Annotated in this window: 13 protein-coding genes; 4 read left to right on the top strand and 9 right to left on the bottom strand. The window is 64.9% G+C overall.

The genetic code is table 11. The features are described from left to right. Window positions 1-178 precede the first annotated feature (178 nt). The 7 genes from WG209_RS11260 to WG209_RS11230 form a co-directional block, all read right to left on the bottom strand. Complete coding sequence (locus WG209_RS11260; protein ID WP_337175138.1) at window positions 179-772, bottom strand: transposase; 594 nt, start codon at window positions 770-772, stop codon at window positions 179-181. Between the two features lie 644 nt (window positions 773-1,416). Next, window positions 1,417-1,809 carry a hypothetical protein gene (locus tag WG209_RS11255; protein WP_337175137.1) on the bottom strand — a complete coding sequence of 131 codons (393 nt, stop codon included), beginning with the start codon at window positions 1,807-1,809 and terminating at the stop codon, window positions 1,417-1,419. Window positions 1,810-1,863: 54 nt separating this feature from the next. Continuing rightward, window positions 1,864-3,291, bottom strand: coding sequence for a glycosyltransferase family 2 protein (locus tag WG209_RS11250; protein ID WP_337175136.1), 1,428 nt, complete (start codon window positions 3,289-3,291; stop codon window positions 1,864-1,866). Between the two features lie 789 nt (window positions 3,292-4,080). Continuing rightward, complete coding sequence (locus WG209_RS11245; RefSeq protein ID WP_337175135.1) at window positions 4,081-4,335, bottom strand: hypothetical protein; 255 nt, start codon at window positions 4,333-4,335, stop codon at window positions 4,081-4,083. Between the two features lie 365 nt (window positions 4,336-4,700). Next, window positions 4,701-10,592 (bottom strand): RHS repeat-associated core domain-containing protein, encoded by a 5,892-nt coding sequence (locus WG209_RS11240; RefSeq protein WP_337175134.1) that lies wholly within the window; start codon window positions 10,590-10,592, stop codon window positions 4,701-4,703. 424 nt (window positions 10,593-11,016) lie between these two features. Continuing rightward, window positions 11,017-12,219 (bottom strand): glycosyltransferase, encoded by a 1,203-nt coding sequence (locus WG209_RS11235; protein WP_337175133.1) that lies wholly within the window; start codon window positions 12,217-12,219, stop codon window positions 11,017-11,019. Next, window positions 12,216-14,150, bottom strand: coding sequence for a glycosyltransferase (locus tag WG209_RS11230; protein WP_337175132.1), 1,935 nt, complete (start codon window positions 14,148-14,150; stop codon window positions 12,216-12,218). Before WG209_RS11230 ends, WG209_RS11235 begins: the two co-directional genes overlap by 4 nt. A 601-nt stretch (window positions 14,151-14,751) precedes the next feature. Between WG209_RS11230 and WG209_RS11225 the strand changes: the two genes are divergently transcribed. Beyond that, window positions 14,752-14,928, top strand: coding sequence for a hypothetical protein (locus WG209_RS11225; RefSeq protein ID WP_337175131.1), 177 nt, complete (start codon window positions 14,752-14,754; stop codon window positions 14,926-14,928). Window positions 14,929-14,969: 41 nt separating this feature from the next. Here the strand turns inward: WG209_RS11225 and WG209_RS11220 are convergent, their stop codons facing one another. After that, a complete protein-coding gene (locus tag WG209_RS11220; RefSeq protein ID WP_337175130.1) occupies window positions 14,970-15,848 on the bottom strand; it encodes a hypothetical protein in 879 nt (292 codons plus the stop codon). Further along, complete coding sequence (locus tag WG209_RS11215) at window positions 15,845-15,967, bottom strand: hypothetical protein (protein ID WP_337175129.1); 123 nt, start codon at window positions 15,965-15,967, stop codon at window positions 15,845-15,847. Before WG209_RS11215 ends, WG209_RS11220 begins: the two co-directional genes overlap by 4 nt. A 635-nt stretch (window positions 15,968-16,602) precedes the next feature. Here WG209_RS11215 and WG209_RS11210 point away from each other — a divergent pair. The 3 genes from WG209_RS11210 (at window position 16,603) to WG209_RS11200 (ending at window position 21,861) form a co-directional block, all read left to right on the top strand. Continuing rightward, window positions 16,603-19,437 (top strand): DEAD/DEAH box helicase family protein, encoded by a 2,835-nt coding sequence (locus tag WG209_RS11210; RefSeq protein WP_337175128.1) that lies wholly within the window; start codon window positions 16,603-16,605, stop codon window positions 19,435-19,437. Beyond that, a complete protein-coding gene (locus WG209_RS11205) occupies window positions 19,356-20,057 on the top strand; it encodes a hypothetical protein (RefSeq protein ID WP_337175127.1) in 702 nt (233 codons plus the stop codon). The genes WG209_RS11210 and WG209_RS11205 overlap by 82 nt, the downstream gene beginning before the upstream one ends. A gap of 73 nt (window positions 20,058-20,130) precedes the next feature. Continuing rightward, entirely contained in the window at window positions 20,131-21,861 is a 1,731-nt protein-coding gene (locus WG209_RS11200; protein WP_337175126.1) for a diadenylate cyclase, read from the top strand. Window positions 21,862-21,976 lie beyond the last annotated feature (115 nt).

Genomic DNA, 21,976 nt, shown 5'->3' with positions numbered 1-21,976 from the left:
CGTCCCCCCTTGCGGACGACCGGCTGCTCCGGCGGATGGTGATAGGCGACCTAATCGTAGAGCTCCTCGGGCACGCGGGCGGCGGCCAAGGTGGGGGTTCTCCGGTGAAGGATCGACGCCCTTCCAAGTATTCAGCTCACATGCCGATCAGGAGGTTTTGTCAGAGCCTCTAAGTGGTTCATCCGGCAAGTTGCCTGATACCCGGTACGGCTGCGATCCCCGGCCTTCGGCGCGGCCGGTGCCTCCGCCGCCTTCCCCAGACGAACGGGTGGCGATGCTGGTTCCAGTAGGCCGTCGCCTCCTCGACCGCCCGGCACACCTCCTGCCACGTCTCGAACCGCCGCCCCTTCAGCGCCAGCGACTTCAGCACCTTCCACCACGGCTCGATGAGGTTGAGATAGGCGGCGTACTTCGGCTGGAAGACGAACTCCCACCGCGGGTGCGCCAGGCAGAACAGCAGCACGTCGGTCGCCCGGTGGGCGTTCAGGTTGTCGACGATGGCGTAGACCCGGGCGACGTCGGCCGGCACCCACGCCTCGGCCCTCTCCAGGAAGTCGACCCAATCGGCGATGCCGCGACTCGCATAGGGGGCGGTCAGGGCCTCGCCGGTCGCGGGCCGGAACGCCCCGAAGATGTAGCCCTTGCCGCGGCGGCCGTAGTCGATCTCCTGCCTGGCCCGCCCGGCGTGCCGGGGCGTGCCGTCGTCCCCTCGCCCCGGCTCGACGCGGACGACCCGTTGGCCGGGGTAGCTCTTGGCCGCTTGCGGCCCCATCTCGTCGAGGCAGACGACGGCCGAGCCCTCGGGCGGGGCGGTGTAGAGCTTCTCGATCGCCCCCTTTTTGCGGCGAACTCGGGGTCGACCCGCTCGCCGAACCAGGTCTCCTGGTCCGCCACCGCAGGCCCTCGCCGGTCAGCAGCTCGTCGATCCGGCTCCGCCGCATCGCGATGCCCTTCTGCTCGCTGAGGTAGGCCCGTAGCCGGTCGAGCGTCCAGGAGCCGAAGGGGAGGCCCAGCTCCTCCGGGGCGGTCAGGGCCGCGGCGACGACGGCGGCCCGCTGCTCGGCCCCGTAGATGGGCGGGCGGCCCGATCGGGGCCGATCCCCGAGCGCCGCCAGTCCCCCGTCATTGAAGCGGCGGACCCAGGCCGAGACGGTAGGCCTGGAGACGCCCGCCTCGTGGGCGATCCGGCCGACGGTCCGGCCGTCGGCGGACCCGAGGAGGATCGTGGCCCGCTCGACGAGGTGGGCCGGCGCGGTCCTGGCCCGGGCGATCCGCTCCAACTCGGCCCGCTCCTCGGGGGTCGACTCACGTAGGGCGATTCGATCCGGCATGGGGGGCTCCTCCGACAAATCGAGAGCTACCCAACCCTACTCGCAAACGACTTGCCGGATGAACCACTAAGGGCCGGACGGGAACCTACGACATGCGGTCCCGTCGCTGCCGCAGCCAAATTATGAATGCCGCCACCGCTTCAATCGGCAAGGTAATAACTAAAAAAGCATTGACAAGGCGAGCGGCTTTGCGTGCTGCATCATCAAAGAAAACATTGTACAGCCACAGCCACCATGCAAAAAAAATGAAAATCACTGAAACCACCGCAAACTCGATCAGGTTATCCCGATCGAGGCTCGGCTTGTCGAAGATTCGAATAAGCATTGCGTAAGCGATTGGAAATGCGATGAAAAGCCATGACAACGCAAATTGATACATTGAACCACCAGCTCTTGCGATCATCGCCGCGGCAAAAGAGAAGATCGCCATGTTCATGACGAGAATAAGATATTGACGGATTGTGAGCTTAAGAATCATGTCTGCGCCTCACCGAACATAGCGACCGAAATGGGGTCAGTTTCGTTCCCACTGCTAACTCGGCGTGAAGGACGGGCCGGACTGCCGGCGGATCCCCCGGAAAAAATCCAGGATTTGCCGGATTCTTGCGTCCGGGCGACCTCGTTCGGGACTTAGGTGTTGCTCCGGAATCGGCAAAGCATGGCAGGCGACCTGGTGCTGCTTCCAGAACAAATCCCTCTTCGACTCCGAGAATGTGACTAGATAGTCAGCGCCATTCAGGATATCGAGGGGTCTTGCACCGGGTTCATCTAACAGAATGACGACAGGGATGTCATAATACTTCGCAATATTCACGTAAGATTTGCTCAGCTCTCCGTCCCCATGGGTGACGACGCAGTCTGGGCGGTAGTTTCCCACGAACTGCTTGAAGAAGGCCGCGATGATGAAGTCCAAATATTCTTCAGTTGCCGTTCCTGTTTGCGCGAGATGCCTCTTCAACGTGGTGACGGGGATCGTTTGGTAGACGCTGTAGTTGACGTCCGCGAAGAAGGGCGGGAGGACTGCTCTCTCCGTCCGATGCGGAAGACCCAACCCGGCTTGAACGTCCTCGATCTCCACCCATGCCGTGCCGTCCAGATATGTCGTGCCGAACGCCTGCCCGTCGATCCCCTCGGATCTCAAAAGCCACAGGAGATACATGCCGGCGGCTGGAAGATTCGCGCCTCGGCTGATGCACGAATAAGGGGAAGCAAACGCGACTCTTTGAATCGCCGAGTGAGGGATGCATACCTCGCTGGACGGGTAAAGCGTCTCGCCAGCTTGCCAACGGGATTGATACGTCGCCTCCTGGCGCCGGGTAATCCTCGGAGCGCGAGTCAGGCTGTCGGCCCGGATGTGATATAGCCCGCTCCGAAACGGGAGGTAGAGAAATTCGGAACCCGCCCTGGCCATGCGCTTCCACAGGTCCCAATCTTCGGAGATCCACAGGTTCTCATCGAAGGCCTCTTTGTCCGCGAGCAGGGTCCTCCGATGTGCGACGCCCAAGGGGGTCATCAGATTCCGGGAGAATAGGAGGCCCCGGTAAGGCGTCGGGTCCCAGGTCGAGACAGGGGAGCCTTCGGCGTCGTCGTTGACGTAGTCATATCCGAAGACGAGCACGTCGGCCCGATCTGAGAAGCGGTCGACCAAGCCGAAGAATCCCTCATAATACTCGTCGTCGCAGTCAAGATAAGTGATCACGTCCCCGCTTGCGCTGCGGAGCCCACGGTTCCTAGCGGCGCTCGCTCCCGAATTGATCTCGTTGCTGATTATCTGAATCCGGTCCTCTTCGCACGCCAGTCGAGCCAGTATCCGGCCACTCCCGTCAGAAGAACCGTCGTCGATGGCGATTAGTTCCCAATTTGCGAACGCCTGCCTACGCACTGACGCCACGGCGCGTTCGATAGTACGAACTCCGTTAAAGACGGGCATGATCACAGAGATTCTTGGCGACAAACTCATGATTATTGAAGCGATTCCAAGTGAATGGTCTCACTGCTAATAACCGCACAGCATATAAACGCCGTGCGTTGTCACATTAAATCCAGTTCGCGATGATCATAAACGAGCGCAATCGGCCACGAACTGCTTTAAGGTCCTGCTCTGTCTAAAAGACCCGAGAGGCTGATTTGGAACGGCCTTCCCCCTTGCCGAAGGGCTAGATGAGGGGGAAGACGCGCGAGACGGCCGTCGGAATCCCGAGCCGGACGGACGGACATTCGAATCCCGACAGCCCGTATGCTCGTCCTCCCCCTGGACGTCTTCGCGGTCTGCCTGCCCCCGCAAGGGGGCGAGACGTCAGATGGGCCGCCTCTCAGGTTCTCGACGGAGCACCGCATCCCAGAAGATAGCCCGGTGTCGAGCGACATCCGTTGACTAGCTGACACCCATGGATTCCCCGATGCTAATATCAATTATTCCTGCGATACGAAATCTTTTCATCGGGCCAACTAGGCCGTGTGGACAAGGCCCAGGCAATCGATGCAAGGTGGGCTAACGAAGGAGAATCATCATGCACGTCATGCGTACGAACGCCAAGAAGTTGCGCGCAATCTTCTCATAGCGGGTCACCACGCGACGGTTCTACTTCAACAGATTGATCACCCATTCCACCCTCGCCGGCTCCTTGTAGATCTGCTTGTCACAATCCCGCAGGTACTTGCGATCCTTCTTCGGCGGGATGATCGCCTCGGCCCTGCGGCGCTTCGCCGCTCGGACGACCTTGTCGCTGCCATATGCCTTGTCGGCGATTTAAGCCTCCGCCTTGACCGCCCGGACCATCGGCTCCGCCTGGGTGACGTCCGCCACCTGGCCCCCCGTCAGGACAACTCGAACCGGGTTGCCCAGGGCGTCGACTCCGAGGTGGATCTTGGTGCTGAAGCCCCCCCGCGGAACGGCCGGACGCCTCCGAAGCTTGCCCCTTTTATTCTGGCCGCATGCTGATGCGCCCAGATCAACGGTGCTGTTGATGATCAGCCGTTCCATGTCGGGATCGCGAGTCGCCATCGCCTCGAAGATATGTCGCCAAGTCCCCTTGATCGACAAACGATCGAAGCGTTTCTAGACGCTGTTCCAGTTGCCGGAGCGTTCGGGGAGGTCTCACTAGGGGACGCCAATCTCGAGGGTGTACAGCACCGCGTTGATGAGGAGGCGGTCGTCCTGGGCGACCCATCCGAGCTGTCCGGGGCGTCCCGGCAACATATCTTTCCCAGCATTCATCGCTAATTTCGTGACGCCGCATCGGGGCGACTCCGTCCGCTGAATCAGGTGGAAACCCCGCCCCAATCTACCCAGGACCGCCCCGCCCTGTCCACACGGCCTAGGTATTCCGGGTATGCGTCCCTGATTAAATGGGGTTCTGTCCGTCTACCTTATCCGAAGAGGCCTGAACTCGATTGGCCTCCGGACGTGCCACCGAAGAGGTGATAGCCAACCGAACCCCAGAACTCGGGGAATGGCGACGGGTCACCCGGTTGCGTGTCCCAGTTGGTTGGACGCCTGCCTGAGTTGTTGGAGGCTATCTGAGGAGTGGGTGAGATGACTATCTGGGGAGAGGGAGAGGTAATGCCTGTCATGGGATTGCTGACCCCATGGCCACCGCCGTCGGGAGGATTCGCCTTGCCAGCTAGATTGCCTATAACCGACGAGATCTGTGCCCCCGCCCACGTCCCGAATCCGGTTGCCACCCCGGTGAGGATATCGATTTTGGTCGCCAGTATCGCGGACCATAACGTCTCGGGTTCATCCAAATCATAGCGGCCTTTGAATCCCCCAGTGAGCGCGCCGCCCGCACCGCCTATTAAGGCTCCTAGACCAACGCCACCCCAAAATCCATAAGGGTTTGACCACATCATTTGCGGATCGTTCGCGTAGTTGCCTGCGGCCGTCCCGACGGCACCGCCTATAGAACCCATGATTCCGCCCCCGACCAAGCCTACTCCGGTGCCGGCGATCGCCCCTCCAACATATCCTGAACCGACACCCACCCAGATGGACCACGCATCTCCCCCCGAGTGCCACGCGAGCAAGCCGCCGACGACAGCCCCGACAGATCCCCCGACGAGAGCCCCCGCGACGCCGAAGTTCCCACTCGGGTCGGTCGCATTCGTGGGGGAGTTTCCGACATAGCGGTAAAGGTTCGCGTCCCCGGCCGAGAAGCCCACCGGATCTTGCTCGAGGAATCGCCCCGTCGTCGAGTCGTAGTAGCGAGCCCTGTAGTAATACAGGCCCGTCTCGGCGTCATATTCCCGTCCTGTGAATTTGTGCCTATCCCCGTTGGCCGGGCTCGTCTCGCTCACGACCTTGCCGAAAGAGTCGTAGACGATGTGGTTGATCACCGCCCCCGACGTGTCGACGACATCCCGAACCGAGCCCAGCTTGTCGGCCAGGTACCATGCCGTCGTCCCTGCCGAGTCCGTCCGGGCCAGTAATTCATCGACCGCCAGTCCGTGGAGGTAACGTTTCTGGAGTGTGTCCGCGCCGGTGAAGTCGGCGTAGGGATTCTGCCCGTCGTACACCGTCCAGGCCTGGACCGCCGCCCCCGGTCCAGCGCCGTCGGCGTCCACCTTCGTGCCAATGCGCCGATCTTGAGCATCGTAGGTGTACGTTGCCTGCATGAGCACCGTCCCGCCCGAACTCCTCTGGGTGGTGCCCGTCATGCGGTTACGGTGGTCATAGCTGTAGGTCGTCACCTGACCCGTGGTGGTCTCGGTCTTGGTCGTCAGATTCCCCTCGGCGTCATAGCCGTAGGTGGTGCCGGGCGAGACTGCCAGCTTATTGCCCGCCCCGGTCGTGTAGCCAGTCGTGTTCCGATTGCCGTTGAGGTCGTAGCCGTAGCTCTCACTTCGCGATCCTGTCGCCCCGGTCAACTGACTCGTGTCGTCGTAGGTGTAGGTAACGGTCCCCTCGGCGTTGGTCTCGCTCGCGAGACGATTGGCGTTGTCGTAGACGTAGGCGTAGGCTGCGAGGGGCGTGGTTGTCGCGCTGCCCCCCGAAGGTGCAGGGACGAACTTCTCGTAGGCCAGCGTCGTCAGCCGGTCGGCAGCGTCATAGCCTAGGCTGCTGTTGACCGCCGTTCCTGACCCGCCGAGGGTCCGAGACACCGAAGTCAGACGATCGGCGTTGTCGTAGCCGTAGACGATCCGGGGACCGGCAGTGCCGCCGAGCGTCCGGTCGACGCCGACCAGCCGCTGGGCCGCGTCGTACGTGTATGTTGTACGACCGATGCTGGATAGATTGTCCGTCAGGTTCGTCCGCTTGCCGCCCGCATCGTAGCCCGACGTCAGAATCACGTTTGGCTGACCCGAGCCACCACCCGACGTCTGGGCTGCGACCAGACGCCCGCCCGAGTCGTAGGTGAAGGCCAGCGTCGCGTCCAGGTCGGCCACGACGGTCATCTGGTCGGCCGCATCGTATGTGTAACTGACGGTGCGAATCGCCCCCCCCACGCCGTTGAGCCACCGCTCGTTGGTCCGCCGCCCGCCCGAATCGTAGGCGAACGTGACGCGACGGCCGGCGCGATCGGTCCGATCGATCAACTGATCAGCCGCATCATACGCATAGGTCGCCGTACCCAGCGCGTCGGTCAGCGTCGTAAGCCGATCGGCCGCGTCGTAGGCCCAGGTCGTGCGGTTGCCTACGGGGTCGGTCAGGCCCACCTGGCGTCCAGCCGCGTCGTAAGCCAGCGTCGTGACGCCGCCGAGGGCGTCCGTGATAGTCGTACCCCGGTTCAGTGCGTCATAGGCCGTGGTCGTCGTGTGCCCGAGCGAGTCGGTTACCGTCGTGCGGTTGCCGCCCGAGTCATACCCGTAGAGTGTCGTATGGTTCAGCGGATCCGTAACCGTCGTCAGCCGGTTGTGGGCGTCGTAGGCGAGGGTCGTGCGGTTGCCGTTCGCATCGACCGTGGCGATTACGTTGCCGACCGCGTCATAGACCGTAGTGGTCGTGTGGTTCAGCGCATCGGTGACCGCTACCTTACGGTCCAGGTCGTCGTAACCGACGTTGAACTGGGTCGCGCCGCCGCTGCTGGCATCGGACCGGTTGGCCAGCTTTCCCGTGGCTGAATAGGTGTAGGTCGCCGTGTTGCCCAGCGGGTCGGTGACCGTCGAGCGCCAGCCTCGCGAGTTGTAGGTAACCGTCGTGATCCGATTGAGCGGGTCGATGATCTGGGTCGCCTGCCCCTCGGCGTCGTAGATGGTAGTTGTAACGGCGTTGATCGCCCCGTTCAGCGGCGTGATCACGACCGTGGGCCGGCCCTGGCCGTCGAACGTCGTGGTCGTGATCCGGTTGAGCGGGTCCTTGACCGTCGCTCGGTTGCCCGCCGCGTCGTAGCCGTACACCGTCACGCGGGACAAGGGAGCCGTGATCGTCGTCAGCCGGTCCATTGCGTCGTAGGCGTAGGTCGTCGTCCGCGACAGCGGCTCCTGCACCTGCGTTAGGTTTCCCCCGGAGTCGTAGCTCAGCGTCGTGCGATTCATCAGGGCGTCGGCCTTGACGGTCGGGCGGTTCAGAGCGTCGTAGGTCGTCGCCGTGATACCGCCCCGCTCGTCGGTGATCGTCGCCACGTTCCCCTTGGCGTCGTAGGCGAGAAGCTTCGTCGCCCCTCCGGGGAACGTCGTGGTCGTCAGCCTATCCTGGCTGTCGTACGCGTAGCTCGTGACGTTGTTCCGCGCGTCCCGCGTAGTCCCCACCCGGCCGTTGGCTGTGTAGGTCATCGTCGTCCGGTTCAGCAACGCGTCTTGAATGACCGTCAGGTTTCCCTTGACGTCGTAGGTGTAGCTGGTCGTCTTGCCCCGGGCGTCGGTGTGCGCCGTGACCTGGGAGAAGCCGTTGTAACTGAACGTCTCGGAGTTGCGGTCCGCGTAGGTCAGCGTGACGACGTTTCCCTTGCTGTCGTAGGCGAAGCGGGTTGCCCGGTTCAGCCGGTCGATGGCTACCGTCGCCAGACCATTGGCGTCGCGGTAACTGGTGCTGACGTAGCCGTCAGGGTCGGTCTTCTGGTTGACCAGGCCCATACCTGTCCAGTCGGGCCGGAGGTCGCGGGCGTAGCCCCTGGGGTCGACGTACTTCGCGACAGCCTCGGCCATCAGGGTGGCCGGCCCCGGGCTCGCGGAGTTGGTCGAGGTCCCGAGGCCCTGCGCCTGATAGGGCGTGAACGCCTCGGTCGTCAGGTCCGGCCGCGTCGTACCCGAGGCCCGGCCGGCCCCGTCGTATGTCACCGTTAAGGCCTTCGACCGCGGGTCGGTCACCTTGGTCAGCCGCCCGGCCGTGTCGTAGGAGTAGCTCCAGGTCGCAAGGTCTGGCAATTGCACGCTGGCCAGCTTACCGCCGGCGATGGTGAAGGTCGTCACCCGGTTGGCCGGGTCGGTGACCTTCTGGAGCTTACCGTTGGCGTCATAGGCGAGGGTCGTAACCTTGGCGTAGGGGTCGGTGATCGTCGTCACCTTGCCCGAGCCGTCGTAGGCGTAGGTGACGCGCAGATCATTGCGGTCAGCCGTCGCCGTCTGTCGGCCGCTGGTGTCGAAATGCTGCTTGGTCCCGTTGGTCAGCGTCCGGGTATAGGTGCTGTCCGGATTCTTCACCAGGGTCGAGAACTCGCCAGCCGGGCTGGTGTAAGTTCCACCGGTGCCGCTGAACCACAGGGCGTCGCCGCCGCCGAGGTTCAGGATCACCCCGCCGGTGGCCGCGACGATCCGGTTCAAGCCCGCCAGCGTCCAGCCGGCGCCGAACGCGCTAGACGCCTCGTTGACCACCGTCAGCGTGCCGGAATCGGTCGTCGTCGTGGTCGTCCCCCGGATGTCGCCGGTCGCGACGCTGTAGCTGTAGCTACCGGTCGCCAACGCGGTGGCGTCCGCCTGGAACGACATCTGCATCACGTCGCCCGGGATGAACTGGCTGGTGTCGTAGTAGTAGGTCGAGAGGTTCGACCCGTTGAAGGTCAGCCGGCCGCTGACCTTCAACGGGACTGACTGCGCCGCGTCGAGGGCGTGATGGACGACGACGATCGGCCGGGGGTCGGCCGCCAAGGAATCGTACTCCAGGGCCAACGGCGCGATGTTGGGGCTGTACGCCGGCAGGACGATGCCAGCCTCCAACGCGCCGCTGACGGACGCTACCGAGGCGTGGTGGGTGACGAAGTCAGGCGATTCCGGCCGGACCGTGCTCGGCACCAGCATCCTGGGCCAAGTGGTACCGCCACCGCCGCTGCTGCTGCCGACCGACCCGTAGGGGATGTAGAACGAATAGGTCTGCTGCTCGGTCTGGCCGAGGGTGTTGGTCACCGTGAGCGTGGCCGATGCGGTGGCACCCGCCTGCTGCATAACGGAGTTGGTCCAGGTGAACTGGAGTCGAGAGGTGCTCTGCCCTGTGATGCCCGTGGCCAAGCCGGAGAGGCCGCTGGTGTTCCAACTGTACGAGGAGACCGTCGTGTCGCGGACTTGGGCACGGAGATCGACCGGCGTGGCAAGCGTGGCGTAGTGGATATGGCCCGGGAATAAGACCGAACCCTTGGTGTAATCCAACGTATACAGGGGGAAATTCTGGAATGCCCCTTGGGCGACGGAGGTGTCCTCACCCGAGATGGAGAGCAGTCCGGCATCGATCGCATCCAGGCCACCCGAAGCCCCGCTCCCGCCGCCGAAGTTCGCAACGCCGACGTTGTTGCTCCCCGAGCCTTCCATGACGTACGGTGTCGTGTCGGCCAACGCTGACATGGGAGCAGCGGAGGCGCTGGGAGCGTCGACGCTCTGAGGCGGTGGGATTCGCAACGGCGAGACGGCCCCCCGGCCCGGTGCCACGGCCCCGGAACCGCCGGCCGAAGAGTCGGCGGTGCCTTCCTGCATGCGGACCGACGCCGACGGCGAGGCCAGAATCGGCGGCGCAGTCGGCACATTGGCCTCATCCGCGAGATTTAGCCAGTCACGGGCCGTCGACGACCGCGCCCCCAGGCTCCCCGGTACCGCAGCTTTGCCCGAACCGGCCTCGACGTCCGCATGGCCAACCATCGGTTGATCAACCCCAGAGGCGTGCGCATCCCCCCAACTCCGTTGCCTCTTCGAGAGCTCACCCTCCACGACTCCAGCGTCGTTTGCAGCAGCCCCAGTCGCCCCCGCGCCGATCATCTCCACACTCGTCGGCACCGCGATGCCGGCCAGCATAATCCCTAGGCTCTCGGTGACTAGACTCCTGGATTCGAGCATTTCCATCGCGGCGAAGCGGCGGGCCAGGCGCGAACGGCGGCGACCCGTGAAGCTGGGGCGAGTCATGGCGCGGTCCTCCCACGGGAACGCTCGCCACCCGACACCACCCGGCATAAGGGCATACGGGGTCGGGACGCGGAGGTTCGCTGGACGCTGTCGAGATGATTCTTAACGAGTTGACGGCCACCAAGCCGATGAGTGGGTAATGCGACGTCGGGCTCCCCGGAACACCTCTTACCCCACGGATCGGAGTTGTGCAATCTGGCCTATGACCGTGACGCGTGCAACCCCCCACTGGAACCAACAAACGAAATTTTTCTTTGAATTAATAAATTAATTCTTACTCCAAATTCGGTTTGATGGAATTCAACCGCGTGAAGCCAAACACTTTATATTGATTTATCCGACGCCGACCAAGTTCCCGAAAAAAGCCCGGAATTCGCGCGCTATCCGGTCGTCATCCCAGCGGTCGGCGGCGATTCATATCGACTTATCCGACGCCGACCAAGTTCCCGAAAAACGCCTCGAATTCGCGCGCTATCCGGTCGTCATCCCAGCGGTCGGCGGCTATGCGGGCCCGTGTACGTTGCTCCGCCTCCCAGTCTGAGTCGTCCCAGAGCCGCTCGATCGTAGCGACCCAGGGGGCCACCTCGCGGGCCGTCGGCACTGCGGGGCTGGCGGGCGTGAATCTCTCGGGGATGCTAAATAGGAATCCGGCGTCACCCAACGTTTCCGGTAGGGCACCCCGATCGCTGGCCAGCACCGGCAACCCGTTAGCCAGCGATTCGGCAGCCACGCGCCCGAACGACTCTCGCCACAGACTTGGCACCAGCACCGCCCGGCCGAGCCTGTAGAAATCCCGGGGGTCGGGCGTGTTAGCCATCCGGTGCAGGTTCCCCAACCCCGAGAGGTCGAGTGACACCCGAGCCAGCCAGTCGGCCGTGCCTCGGCCCTCAACGACCAACAATGGGATGTCGGGCCGACGCCGGTCCAGCTCGGCGGCGATCCGGGCGAAGATCGTCACTCCCTTGGTGGGCTGAGGATTGACGAAAACGAGGTACTGTGGCTCGGGCTCGGGTGCCACCACGCGTCTGACGCAGAGCGGGTTCGGGATAGCCGTGCTCGCCAATCCAAGCCGTCGCTCGTAAAATCGGCTACTGAACTTCGACGGTACGAGCACGGCGGATGTGTCGACGAAAGCCGACCGGTCCTCATATGCAAAATTGTGCAGGTGAAATACGACCGCGATGCCCAGGCGTTTTGCCCGACGCATCAGCTCCAGGCTCGCCGGATGGCCGCCGTAGGTCAGCAGCACCTGCGGCCGGAACCGCTTGAGTACGTCATCTACTAGGCCGAGCAATCGGTTGGATTCGGCGAGGTCCGGGGCTCGCCCTGGGCGGCTGGAAGCTGTGGGCAGGACCGTCGCCCGCACGCCGCCCAGATCCAAGTCTATGATCCCAACTTCGGCACCGTCATCCAACATCGCGCGGGCCCGCCGGTATGGCATACCCATGGTGCCCAGGACCGCCTCCAAAGACGTCTCCTGCTCATAGTCGAGCACTCCAGCGGTCAGCGCCCGACAGTCGTGCCCGCGCGCGGCCAACAACTCCAGCAGGTCGCGGGTCGCCAACGCCGCACCGCTGGACGGGTCGACGTAGCAGTGGACCGAGGCGAAGAGCACACGCAAGTTCATGAGAGCCCCTCCCCTGGCGAATCGAGCTCGCTCGGGCAGGCCATGCGATTCAGCATCGCGACAGCCTCGGGGTCGCCGGGGCATTCGTCCAGCACCTCGGACCACAGTCGGCCCGCTGCGGCGAGATCGCCGCGCTCCCCGGCCAACGCCGCCAGGTTCCGCCGCGTCAGGTGCCCGTAGATCCCCTGGTCGACGCTGGCGAACTTCTCCGGTCGATGCAATGTCAGCACCCGCCGCCAGCACGCCTCGGCCTCCCCAGCCTCGCCTCGATTGCGATGGACCACCGCCTTGCGGAACAGAAGCTCGGCGTCGGCCGGGTCAATCTCCAGCCCTTCGGCGCAGGCCGCCAACGCGGCGTCGGGATCACCCAGGACTTGGTGGCACCGAGCGATGAGAGCGTAAAGCTTGCGGGTGATCGAGTCGTCGGGCACCGAACCCGCCAGACTGGCGCGAAGGTGTCCCAGCGCGGCGGGCCACTCCTCGCGCTCGACGGCGATTGATCCCAGGTTGAATAGCACGAACGGATCACCGGGTCGGTCCTCCAGTTCTGCCGAGAGGATCGCCTCGTCCCGGTCGAGCTTGCGGCGGCGGAGACCCGGATCGGTGTAGCCGGTGTGGCGGACGATCACGTCGGTCCAACGCACCGGTACACCGGCCCGGCGCAGCGCCGGCAGGATCTGTTCGTGCACCGCGTAGGTCCAACGAATGCTCTCGCGCAGCGGGAACAAGCGGACATGGTCCACGATCGTCCGGCCCCCGCCGCCCTGCGTGTCGGGGTCGCACGAGCAGCGGACCACGAAGGCCGCCTCGTCCCCCGCGCACAGGCCGTCCAACAGCGTCCGGAGCTTGTCACGTTCGGGCGGGTCCAGCACGTCGTCGGCGTCGAGCCAGAAAGCGTAATCGCCGGTGGCCCGCGCCAACGCGGCGTTCCGCGCCGCCGCGAAGTCGCCGACCCAGACGAAGTCGAAGACGCGGGCCCCATGCTCGCGGGCAATCCGCTTGGTGCTGTCCGTCGATCCGGTGTCGATGACGACGATCTCGTCGAACAGCCCGGTGGCCGACCCGAGGCAGGCCGGCAGGTTGTGCTCTTCGTCGCGGACGATCATCGTCAGGCTGACCCGAGCCCGTGGCCCCGATGGAGTCTTCGACGCGACGGGCGGCCTGGACCAGGGGCGCACGACGACCCGCTCGCCCGGAGGTGGGCTGCCCCACTTGGCCACGAATCGCGCCACGTTCTCGTCGAGCAGCGCCTCTTCGTCGATCCCAGTCCCGGCAAAAGTACGGCCGCCGAAATGGTGGACGAACAGATCATGCGCCACGGCCAGAGTGAAGCCGGCCCGCCGCGCCCGCAACGCCAGGTCGTCGTCGTCGAGCAGGCCCGGCCCGAACCGTTCGTCCAGGCCCCCGACGGTCTCGAAAACTCGCCGCTTCATGAGCAAGCAGAAGCCCGAGAGCTTCTCGGAGGTCAGCCACCGCCCGCGACGCTCGTCGCGCCACCGATCGGCGAACGCGTGCATCTCCTCCAGGCTGCGGTAGGGGACGCCCTCGACGTATTGGGGCGGGGAAGCGTGGTTGGACATCGGCCCGGCCAGGCCTATGACCGGGTCGGAGTCGGCCAGGGCAATGAGTTGATCGAGCCAGGCGTCGGTGACGACGGCGTCGTTATTCAGCAGGACTAGATAGTCGCCGCGGGCGGCGGTCAAGCCCTGGTTGCACGCGGCGGGCCAGCCGCGGTTCTGCGGGTTAGTGAGCACCGTGACGGGTACGGAGGCAGCGTCCTGTACGCCCCGAAGGTAGGCGGCGGTCCCGTCGACCGAGCCGTTATCGACGACGATCAATTCCCAGGGGGGGCGGGGATGTCGCATCAGGGCGGCGACGCACTGCTGGGTGAAAGGGAGCTGGTTGTAGCAGGGGACGATGATCGAGGCCAAGCCATCCCCGACCAGAGCCGACGGACTCGAAGCCATAATGCACCCTCTGACGACGGACGCGCAGCGATGATGACGTGCCGAGCCTCCAATGTAGGACCAGAACATCGACGAAATCAATCACCAGAATCGCAATCGGTGACCACGATTCCAGATCCGCAATCGTCGCGGTTACAGCACTAACGTCAGGATATCGTGCGATTAAGCTAAATTATTCGAAGGAGTCCCCCATTCCACGAACCCACTGAATGATCCGCACCTTTCCACGTCGCGAAACACAAAGGGCGTTCCCGGACGCTCCGCACCTCACCGTTGAGGCCGACGCGTCCGGGGCCTTGAACCCGAATCGAATCCCCTCAAGACAGTAGCTCGCCTATCGAGCTCCCCAGGCGGACGCGGAGACCGGCGGCCGCCCACTGGAAGAAGCCGCCCGCGTCGCGGAGGGACCTCCGAGGACGGGACTGGCGGTGGCGGCTGGAACGAGGCCGCGGGGGCCGGGGCGGGGACGAGTTCAGCGACGCGGGCCGGGGCTGGCGGCGGCGCGACCGCAGCCCGGCCAAGGTCGTTCCACGGGTCCATTCAGATCAACCCGTCGAGCGCCAAGATGCGGCTCGTCGACGTCGCCGAGGAGATCACCAGCCTCCTCGCGGGGGACCCGAACGCGACGGTGATCGTCACCCTCGAGATCAACGCCGAGTTCCCGAACGAGGCGTCGGACCAGATCAAGCGGGCGGTGGGCGAAAACGCCTCGAGCCTGCGATTCAAGACGAAATCCTGGTAGTAGGCGGCTGGGCGGCTTCTCCCGACCTTCCCATCCAGCCTTCATCGACGGTTCAGAACAGCCGCTTCTGATACGTACTGCGGCCGAAGTCCCGGTTCGACCGCGAGACCGCCGTTTCGCGCGGCGGCCCCCTCCCCTCTCCGACCCCACCGGTCGGGGCGGGCGCGAAGGGGGGTGCCGGGACGGCCGAGGCTTCCTCGACCGGCGGCGCGGACGGAGTCCGCTCCCGCCGAGGCGGCGTCCGAACCGGCGGGGCGAGTCTTCGCCTCCTCCGTCCCGGAAGCCGACAGCACGGCCTGGAGTTCGTCGCGAAGCCCGGAGAGCTCATCGACGTACCGCTCGTGCGGAAACGCCGCCCCGAGCCGCGCTCGGTAGCCGTCGAGCCTCGCCTCGGCGAGCGAGAGCTCGCGCAGGATCTCTGCGAGTTTCCCCGGGGAACCCTCGAACAGCCGGTTCAGGGCGTTCAGCACCGCCCGAGGGCCACGCGCGTCGCGCGAGAGTTGGACGAGCCTGGCCCCCCGCCCTTCGAGGTATACCTCGGGCAAGAACGCCCGGCGCATGACCAGGCCGAAGCGGAACCCCCGCATCCGGCCGAGCGCCACGCGGCGCGTCTCGAAGGCCTCTTCCGGCAGATCCCTCATCGCCTCGCTCAGGGCGGCGAAGACCGCCTCGGGGCGGCGCTCGGAGCCGCCGACGACGGCCGGCTCGCCCGCGTGGGCCTTCGCCGTCTCGTGGTCGGCGGTCGTCTCCTCCAGGCGGACCTTGAGCCTCGCTATCGTCTCGGGCAATTCGCGCGAGCTCTTGCGGGCGAGGTACTGCTCGTCGGCGTGATGCTTCCGAAGGACCAGGAGCCGCCGGATCTCGGAATCCGACTCGGCCAGCGTGAGCACGGCGGGGTTCCCCGAGGCGATGGCCTTCACCTCGGCGTAGGAGAGCTCCCGCCCCCCACCTCCTCGGTCCGCCTGGCGGCGGCCTCGCCGCCCATCACCTGGGCGATGAACCGGGCCTTGGCCTCCAAGGTCTCCAACGCCTGCCACATGTAGGCGTCGAACGACCCCTCGGCCCCTGTTCCGCGCCCGGCGGTGTTCGAGGAAGGCGGAGCTGGGCGGGAGGCCGATCGGGCTGGTGACGATGTACAACCACGTCCAGGGCTGCCTGGCGCGGCGGCCGGGCTCCCAGGTCGAGGAAGAGGTCCCGGACGGCGACGGCGGCGCGCGGAAGGCGAGGCGGTGCGTCTACGCGCCCCTCTCGCTGCGGGCGACGACTCACGCGTCGAGCGATGAAGTCATCGCGGCAGGAGCGGCGTCCTCTCCCGAGGGCTTATTGGATCAACGCATCGACTCGCCCGACGTGGACTGGGCTGCAGTGCACGCATTCTATCGAAGCTGCCTCAACAGCCTCTGCCAGCTGTACGGACTCCCCGGAGACGTCTTTTTGAGCAACCTGGAGTCCGAGCTCACTGCACCAGGTCGGCCCGTCGGGGTTCCCCCGAGGAGTCAGCCATAATGATTGACGACGCGTCGGTCTAGATGACGTCTTCGCCGCCATGAGGCGTGATGGTACCATCATTGCCCGGTGGATCGATGCCGGCACGATTGACGACTCCGCGGGGGTGGACCGCCACGACCCCATAAGCCGGACGAAGTCTGCGAATCCTGGTCGAGGGAGGCTCCCATGCTCCTCAAGACTCTCCGCCCGTATCAGGCCGAATTAATCGACGAGGTCCTGCGCGAACCGGGGCACGTCCTGGTCCAGGCGCCGACGGGCTCGGGGAAGACGCTCCAGATCGTCGCGTTGAGCCATCTCCTCTCCCAGCTGTACGACCGGATCCTGATCGCCGCCCCTCAGCAGCAGATCGAGGAAGGCTTCACCAACGAGTCCGGGAGTCTCAGGTACCCCCACGACGCCCGCGTCTTCCCGCTCCCGGAGATTCGCGCCAGCCGCGAGAGCAGCCTGAAGTCCCGCCAATACTTGAGATCTTTCCTGGCGGCCCCGCTCGGTCGCGCGGCCGCCTGCACCCACCAAGCCCTGGCCTTCCCGGGGGCCGTCGAACTGCTGCCGAGCAACTGCCGCCGGATCCTGCTCGTGGTCGACGAGGCCCATCACGCGCCTGCGGAGGGGCTCGGTTCGTTCATTGACGAATTCGAACGCCGCGGAGGCCATCTGCACTTCTACAGCGCGACTCCTTGGAGGAAGGACGGCCAGAGGGTCCTGCGTCCCGAGATGCGACTGGTCCGCAGGACGCTCCCGGAGCATATGGCCGAGGGGTTCGCTCCGGGCCGTCTTCTCCATCAGATGCGCGTCCTGGGCAAGCGAGGCCACGCGACATCCGCCGCCGAGTTTCGGGGGGAGAAGGTGGCAGCCGGCTACGAGGCCGAGCTGGTCCGGCGGTTGGTGGAGCAGTACTTCGAGGACGGACGGCCCAAGAGCATCGTCCGCGTCCCTCCCGTCTCGGGGGGCAGCAGCGGGCTCGTCGGCAAGATCCTCGAGGCCTTCGAGTCGCGAGGGGCCCGCACACTCGACGCGACGGGGGTCGGAGGGCAGAGGCAGGCCGCCTTCCTCGGCTCGCTGCGCGATGAGAGGGGGAGGTCATACGCCGACAGTCGATTCGACGTGATCGTCGGCGTCCAACGAGTGCTGGAGGGTACGGACTGGAGGCATTGCTCGGCGGTCTATTGCCTCGGCATGCCCGGGAGCCTGGCGACCGTCGGCCAGCTCCTCGGGCGCGCGTTACGTCAGAAGTACGAGGATTGCCCGCCGAAACATCGCGAGACAGCCAGGATCGTCTTCTTCGTTCCGGGCAGCGGGAGCCTGCAGAAGCTCGGTCTGCAGCACACGCGGAACGCGTTGTTGACGTCGGTCTTCCTCGCCGACTTCGAGGTCGGCGAGGAATGGTCGACGGCCCAGGGGATCGAGGCGGGCGTCGCCTCATCCTTCGGGCCCGGTCGGCGGTTCGCCACCGCGGACCGCATGCGGCTCGCGTTGGACGAGGAGGCCAAGGCCGAGGCGAACGCCCTGCTGCTCCAGGCGCGCCACCACTTGAAGAGCGAGGGCGTCGATGCCCCGTCGATCGAGGCGATCGTGGGGGCGGCGACCGCCTTGGCCCAGGTATCGGGCTCGACCCTGGACGGGCGCGTCATCGGCCGGGCGGCCGTGCTCCTCGCCGCAGGGCGCGGAGGCGACGCGGGCCGGAAGGTGCGGGAGGCCGCCAGGCGGACGGCCGAGTCCAAATCCGCCGATTGGGCGAAGGCCACCGCGATCCGAGAAGATGCAGGATTTGACTCCTTGCTCGATTCGATATTCGCCAGGCTCCGGGAGGAATTCCGCGACGAGACCCTCGAGGGCTCGCCCTTGCTGCACGCGGTGGACACACAGATCCACGGCCTGACGGGCGGCCGCATGACGAGTTTCATGGAGAGGATGCGGGCCGCGTTCCCGAGGCTGATTACGCACGCGATGATCCATTCCTGGCTGACGAAGCATTTCGCCGCGTGCGGAGGGGCGAAGGAGCTTCCGAAGTCGTCGGCCTGGGTCCCGGGCAAGGAGCCGCGCGAGAAGGGTACTGCCCTGACTTGGGGCGAGGTGGAGAAGGCCTTGCTGCGTGGGAGGCACGGGCTGCCGGGCAAGGAATGCCTGGCCGAGATCGCCCAGCGCGACCTCGGCGTCACGTGCGACTGCCGGAAGGCCTTGAACCCGTCGAGGATCCACGTGAGCGACGGGCCCGTGCCGACCGCGATCGAGCATCATATTCTGAAGACGGGTCGATTCCCTCGCCTATCCGATGACGCAATTCCTCACACGAATCTGACCTGGAGGATGGCGCACGACGCCGTCCTCAGCTTTCGGGACTCGATGGACTTGGACCTGCCTCCGGGGGGGGGGGAGGACCAAGCTATGGCCTCTTTTTACCTTGAGTCCAACATGGTGGAGCTGCTCGAAGGCTGGATCCAACTCACCGGTCGAGTGCCGGACGCCGAATCGGGCGTCATCCCGAATGCAGGGGACCTGACGTGGTCAGAAGCCGAAGCCATCGTCAAACGGCAGTGCCGGCGCCGGTTCAAACGCGCCGTCTCCGGCCTCGGGCGGGGCACCGGCGCGGCGGATGCATCGACGCGCCTGGCCGACCTCGAGTCGCTCCTGACCTTCTGGATTCAGGTGAACGTCTACAAGTGGTGCAGCCGCTGGGTCCGTTCGACCGGGCTCCCCCCCGCATCTTCCTCCGGGGTCATCCCCGACTCAGGGGGGCTCACCTGGTCGGCGGTCGATAAGCATCTGAGGGATTCTCACCAGGCCGCATTCCCCAACGGCCCGCCGCGGGTGGAATCCATGCAGATGTTCAAAGGACGTCTGTCCATAAGCCTACAGTTCGCTCGAGGACCGCATCGCCCACTTCCAAGTCGTCATGAGATCGAGGGAGGCGTCTGCGCATGGATACGTCGGACCGACGTCTTAACGCCTTCGACAACCCCGCCAAGACGGCGAGCCGCGAGGCGACCCTCGCATTCCTGAGGAACGCGGCGAACCGGCTCTGGATCGACGCGTCCAAGGAAAAGATCCGCTGCAGCTGGTGCGAATTGATGGGGAGCACCGGCCACCTGACGCGTGAGATCCTCCTACGAGAAGGGATCATCGACCCGCGGCAGTTCGTCGGGGTCGACCTCAGCGGCAAGCTGGCCGCCGGCCATGCGCTGGCCGGCCCGACGGTCCTGCAAGGCGACCTCTTGAGCTTGCTGAACAGCCCGGAGCTCTCGGAGGTCGGCGTGCTCAACTTCGACGCTTACTACGCGGTGGCGTCGCCGAAACTTCAGGCGGACCTCCAGTTGACGCGCGGGAAGGCGGCTAGGTCGCTGAGACTGTTCGGCGAGTTCTGCCTCATCTTGAACGCAGACCTGGATGCGGCGGTTCGCAGGAAATTGCGTCCCTCGACCGCCCTGAGGAAGCACGCCGAAGTCGTTTCGGAGATTTATCACGAATGTGGCCTCTGTCGAATCTCCCCGGAGCTCCTACTTCCCTCCGAGTGCGAGACGCCCCTGGATGCGGGGGACACGGGTCGTTTTGGGATGTTCGAGGTGTATAGGGGCAGAAGAGGAGGGCATCGCATGGCGCTCCTTCGACTGATGATCTCTTGAAGCCAGAACGCCTATGTAGCACGCGCGTCACGTCGCCGACCCCGTCCAGGTCCCGAGAGAATCCGAGGTCGACATGGAATCGCTGAAACACTTCATGTGGGGATACCAGCCCCACTTCCAAACGATGGCGGAAGCCAGGGCCAAGGACTTCCTGGCGCATTTTGAATTCGAATCCAATCTTCACGTCCAGGTCTGTCTCGTCGGCGTGCTGGAGGATGAGCGGGATGATCGGCTTCCCATCTGCGTCGAGCCGCAGGACAGCAAGTATCAGGATCGGCTGGGCGACATACCGGCCATCGCCAGGAGGCTGCGCCGCTGCGACGAGGATCGCCTGAGGCATTCCCACCCGTCGGCCGCCGAGAGATATGAACGACGAAAGCACCTGGAGTATCTTCAGCAGGCCATCCGCGAGGCCGTCGCCACGCTCTCGGGGGACGATTGCTCAGTCTTTTCTTCCCTCCCGACAAAGGTGGGGGGATACCTCGTGAGCTGCGTCTTGAGGCTGGACAGGTCGGCATACGAGAAATTCCCGCGGCTCGAAAAGCACGTCGTCGCTCGGACCCCTGTGGCCGCTTCTTTTCTCGACGCCGTGATCGACGAATATCTCCGCGACTGTTCGGCCGAGCTCAGCAAACCCGACCCGGGGATGAATTTCGGCGGTTTTCGCGACATCGAAGAGTTGTATCGCGGCGGGGGAGCGCGGATCTGCGACACGGCCGCAGTGGCCGTAGGACACATCCAGGGCGTCTGCTTCCGGGCCTTCGACCGGATCTCCTCCTTGAAGCACGAGCGGGGCTCGGCCAGCGGCCGCATCATACTCTCGGAGCGGGGGCATCCGAACGTTGATCCGATAGTCGTCTTGCGGGATCCAATCCCGGTCGGCAATACCCGCCAGGCCAGGAAGCTCCTCGAGACGAGCGGCGGAGGACGTTCGCTGTTGTGCGACGGGGTGCGGATTTACGGGGTCGGGAAGACGACCGGGAGCTACGACCCGAGCCGCGAAGACCTCTTCGAGGTCGAGTTCCTCGATCATCACGCCTGGGAGCTCAGACACGGCGGCGCTACGCTCATGAGGAGCATCGACGGCATCCCCTGCCAGCCGAAGCCGCCGTACCGCGAGCGGAAGTTCCGTAGCGACGCACGCCGGATCTTCCCCGAGATCGAGGATGAGTCTTTGGACCGCCTGTGCCGCCTCGTCGGCGCGGCGGCGCGTCAAAGGCACGGAGCCCTACTGGTGGTGGCCCCCGAAGCCGAGCGGGAAGCGGAGAGGCTGGCGGGCCAAGCGACCCGGGTCGAGCCTTTCCAGGTCGAGGAGGACGTGATCGACGCGCTGACCGCCATCGACGGGGCGGTATTGATCTCGACGTCGGGAGTCTGCCACGCCATCGGGGTCGTCCTCGACGGCCTCGCGTCGCAGCTCGGTGATCCGGCCAGAGGCTCCCGATACAACTCGGCGATACGCTACACGGGGAGTGTCGACGGCCCCCGCATGGCCGTGGTGACGTCCGAGGACGGCACCGTCGACGTCGTCCCCGATCTGAAACCGCAGATCCCGAGGGCCGCCTTGGACGAGGCCTTGGTCGAGCTCCGCGCCGTCGCAGACGAGCCGCAACCGGACATCCGCCGATTCAACAACGTCGTGTCGTGGCTGCACCGACATCGATTTTATATAAACGCCGATCATTGCGACGAGATAAAATTGCTTCGATCGATCGTCGAGTCGCGCCTCACCGACGTTCGCTGCCGGATCGTATACGGAGAAATCGCACCTGATCCGGGTATGGACGATTCCTACCTCACCTGAGCCGGACCAAGGATGCCGTCGCTCGAAGACGCGCACAGCTCGCCGAATTAATGGACTTTTTGGCCCTAACGCCTTGGGCGTCGTCAGCCGGATTCCGAGATCCTCCTCTGCACGT

This window comes from Paludisphaera sp. (genome assembly GCF_037189885.1).
Taxonomy (GTDB): Bacteria; Planctomycetota; Planctomycetia; order Isosphaerales; family Isosphaeraceae; genus Paludisphaera.
This window is presented reverse-complemented; position numbering and strand designations above follow the sequence as displayed.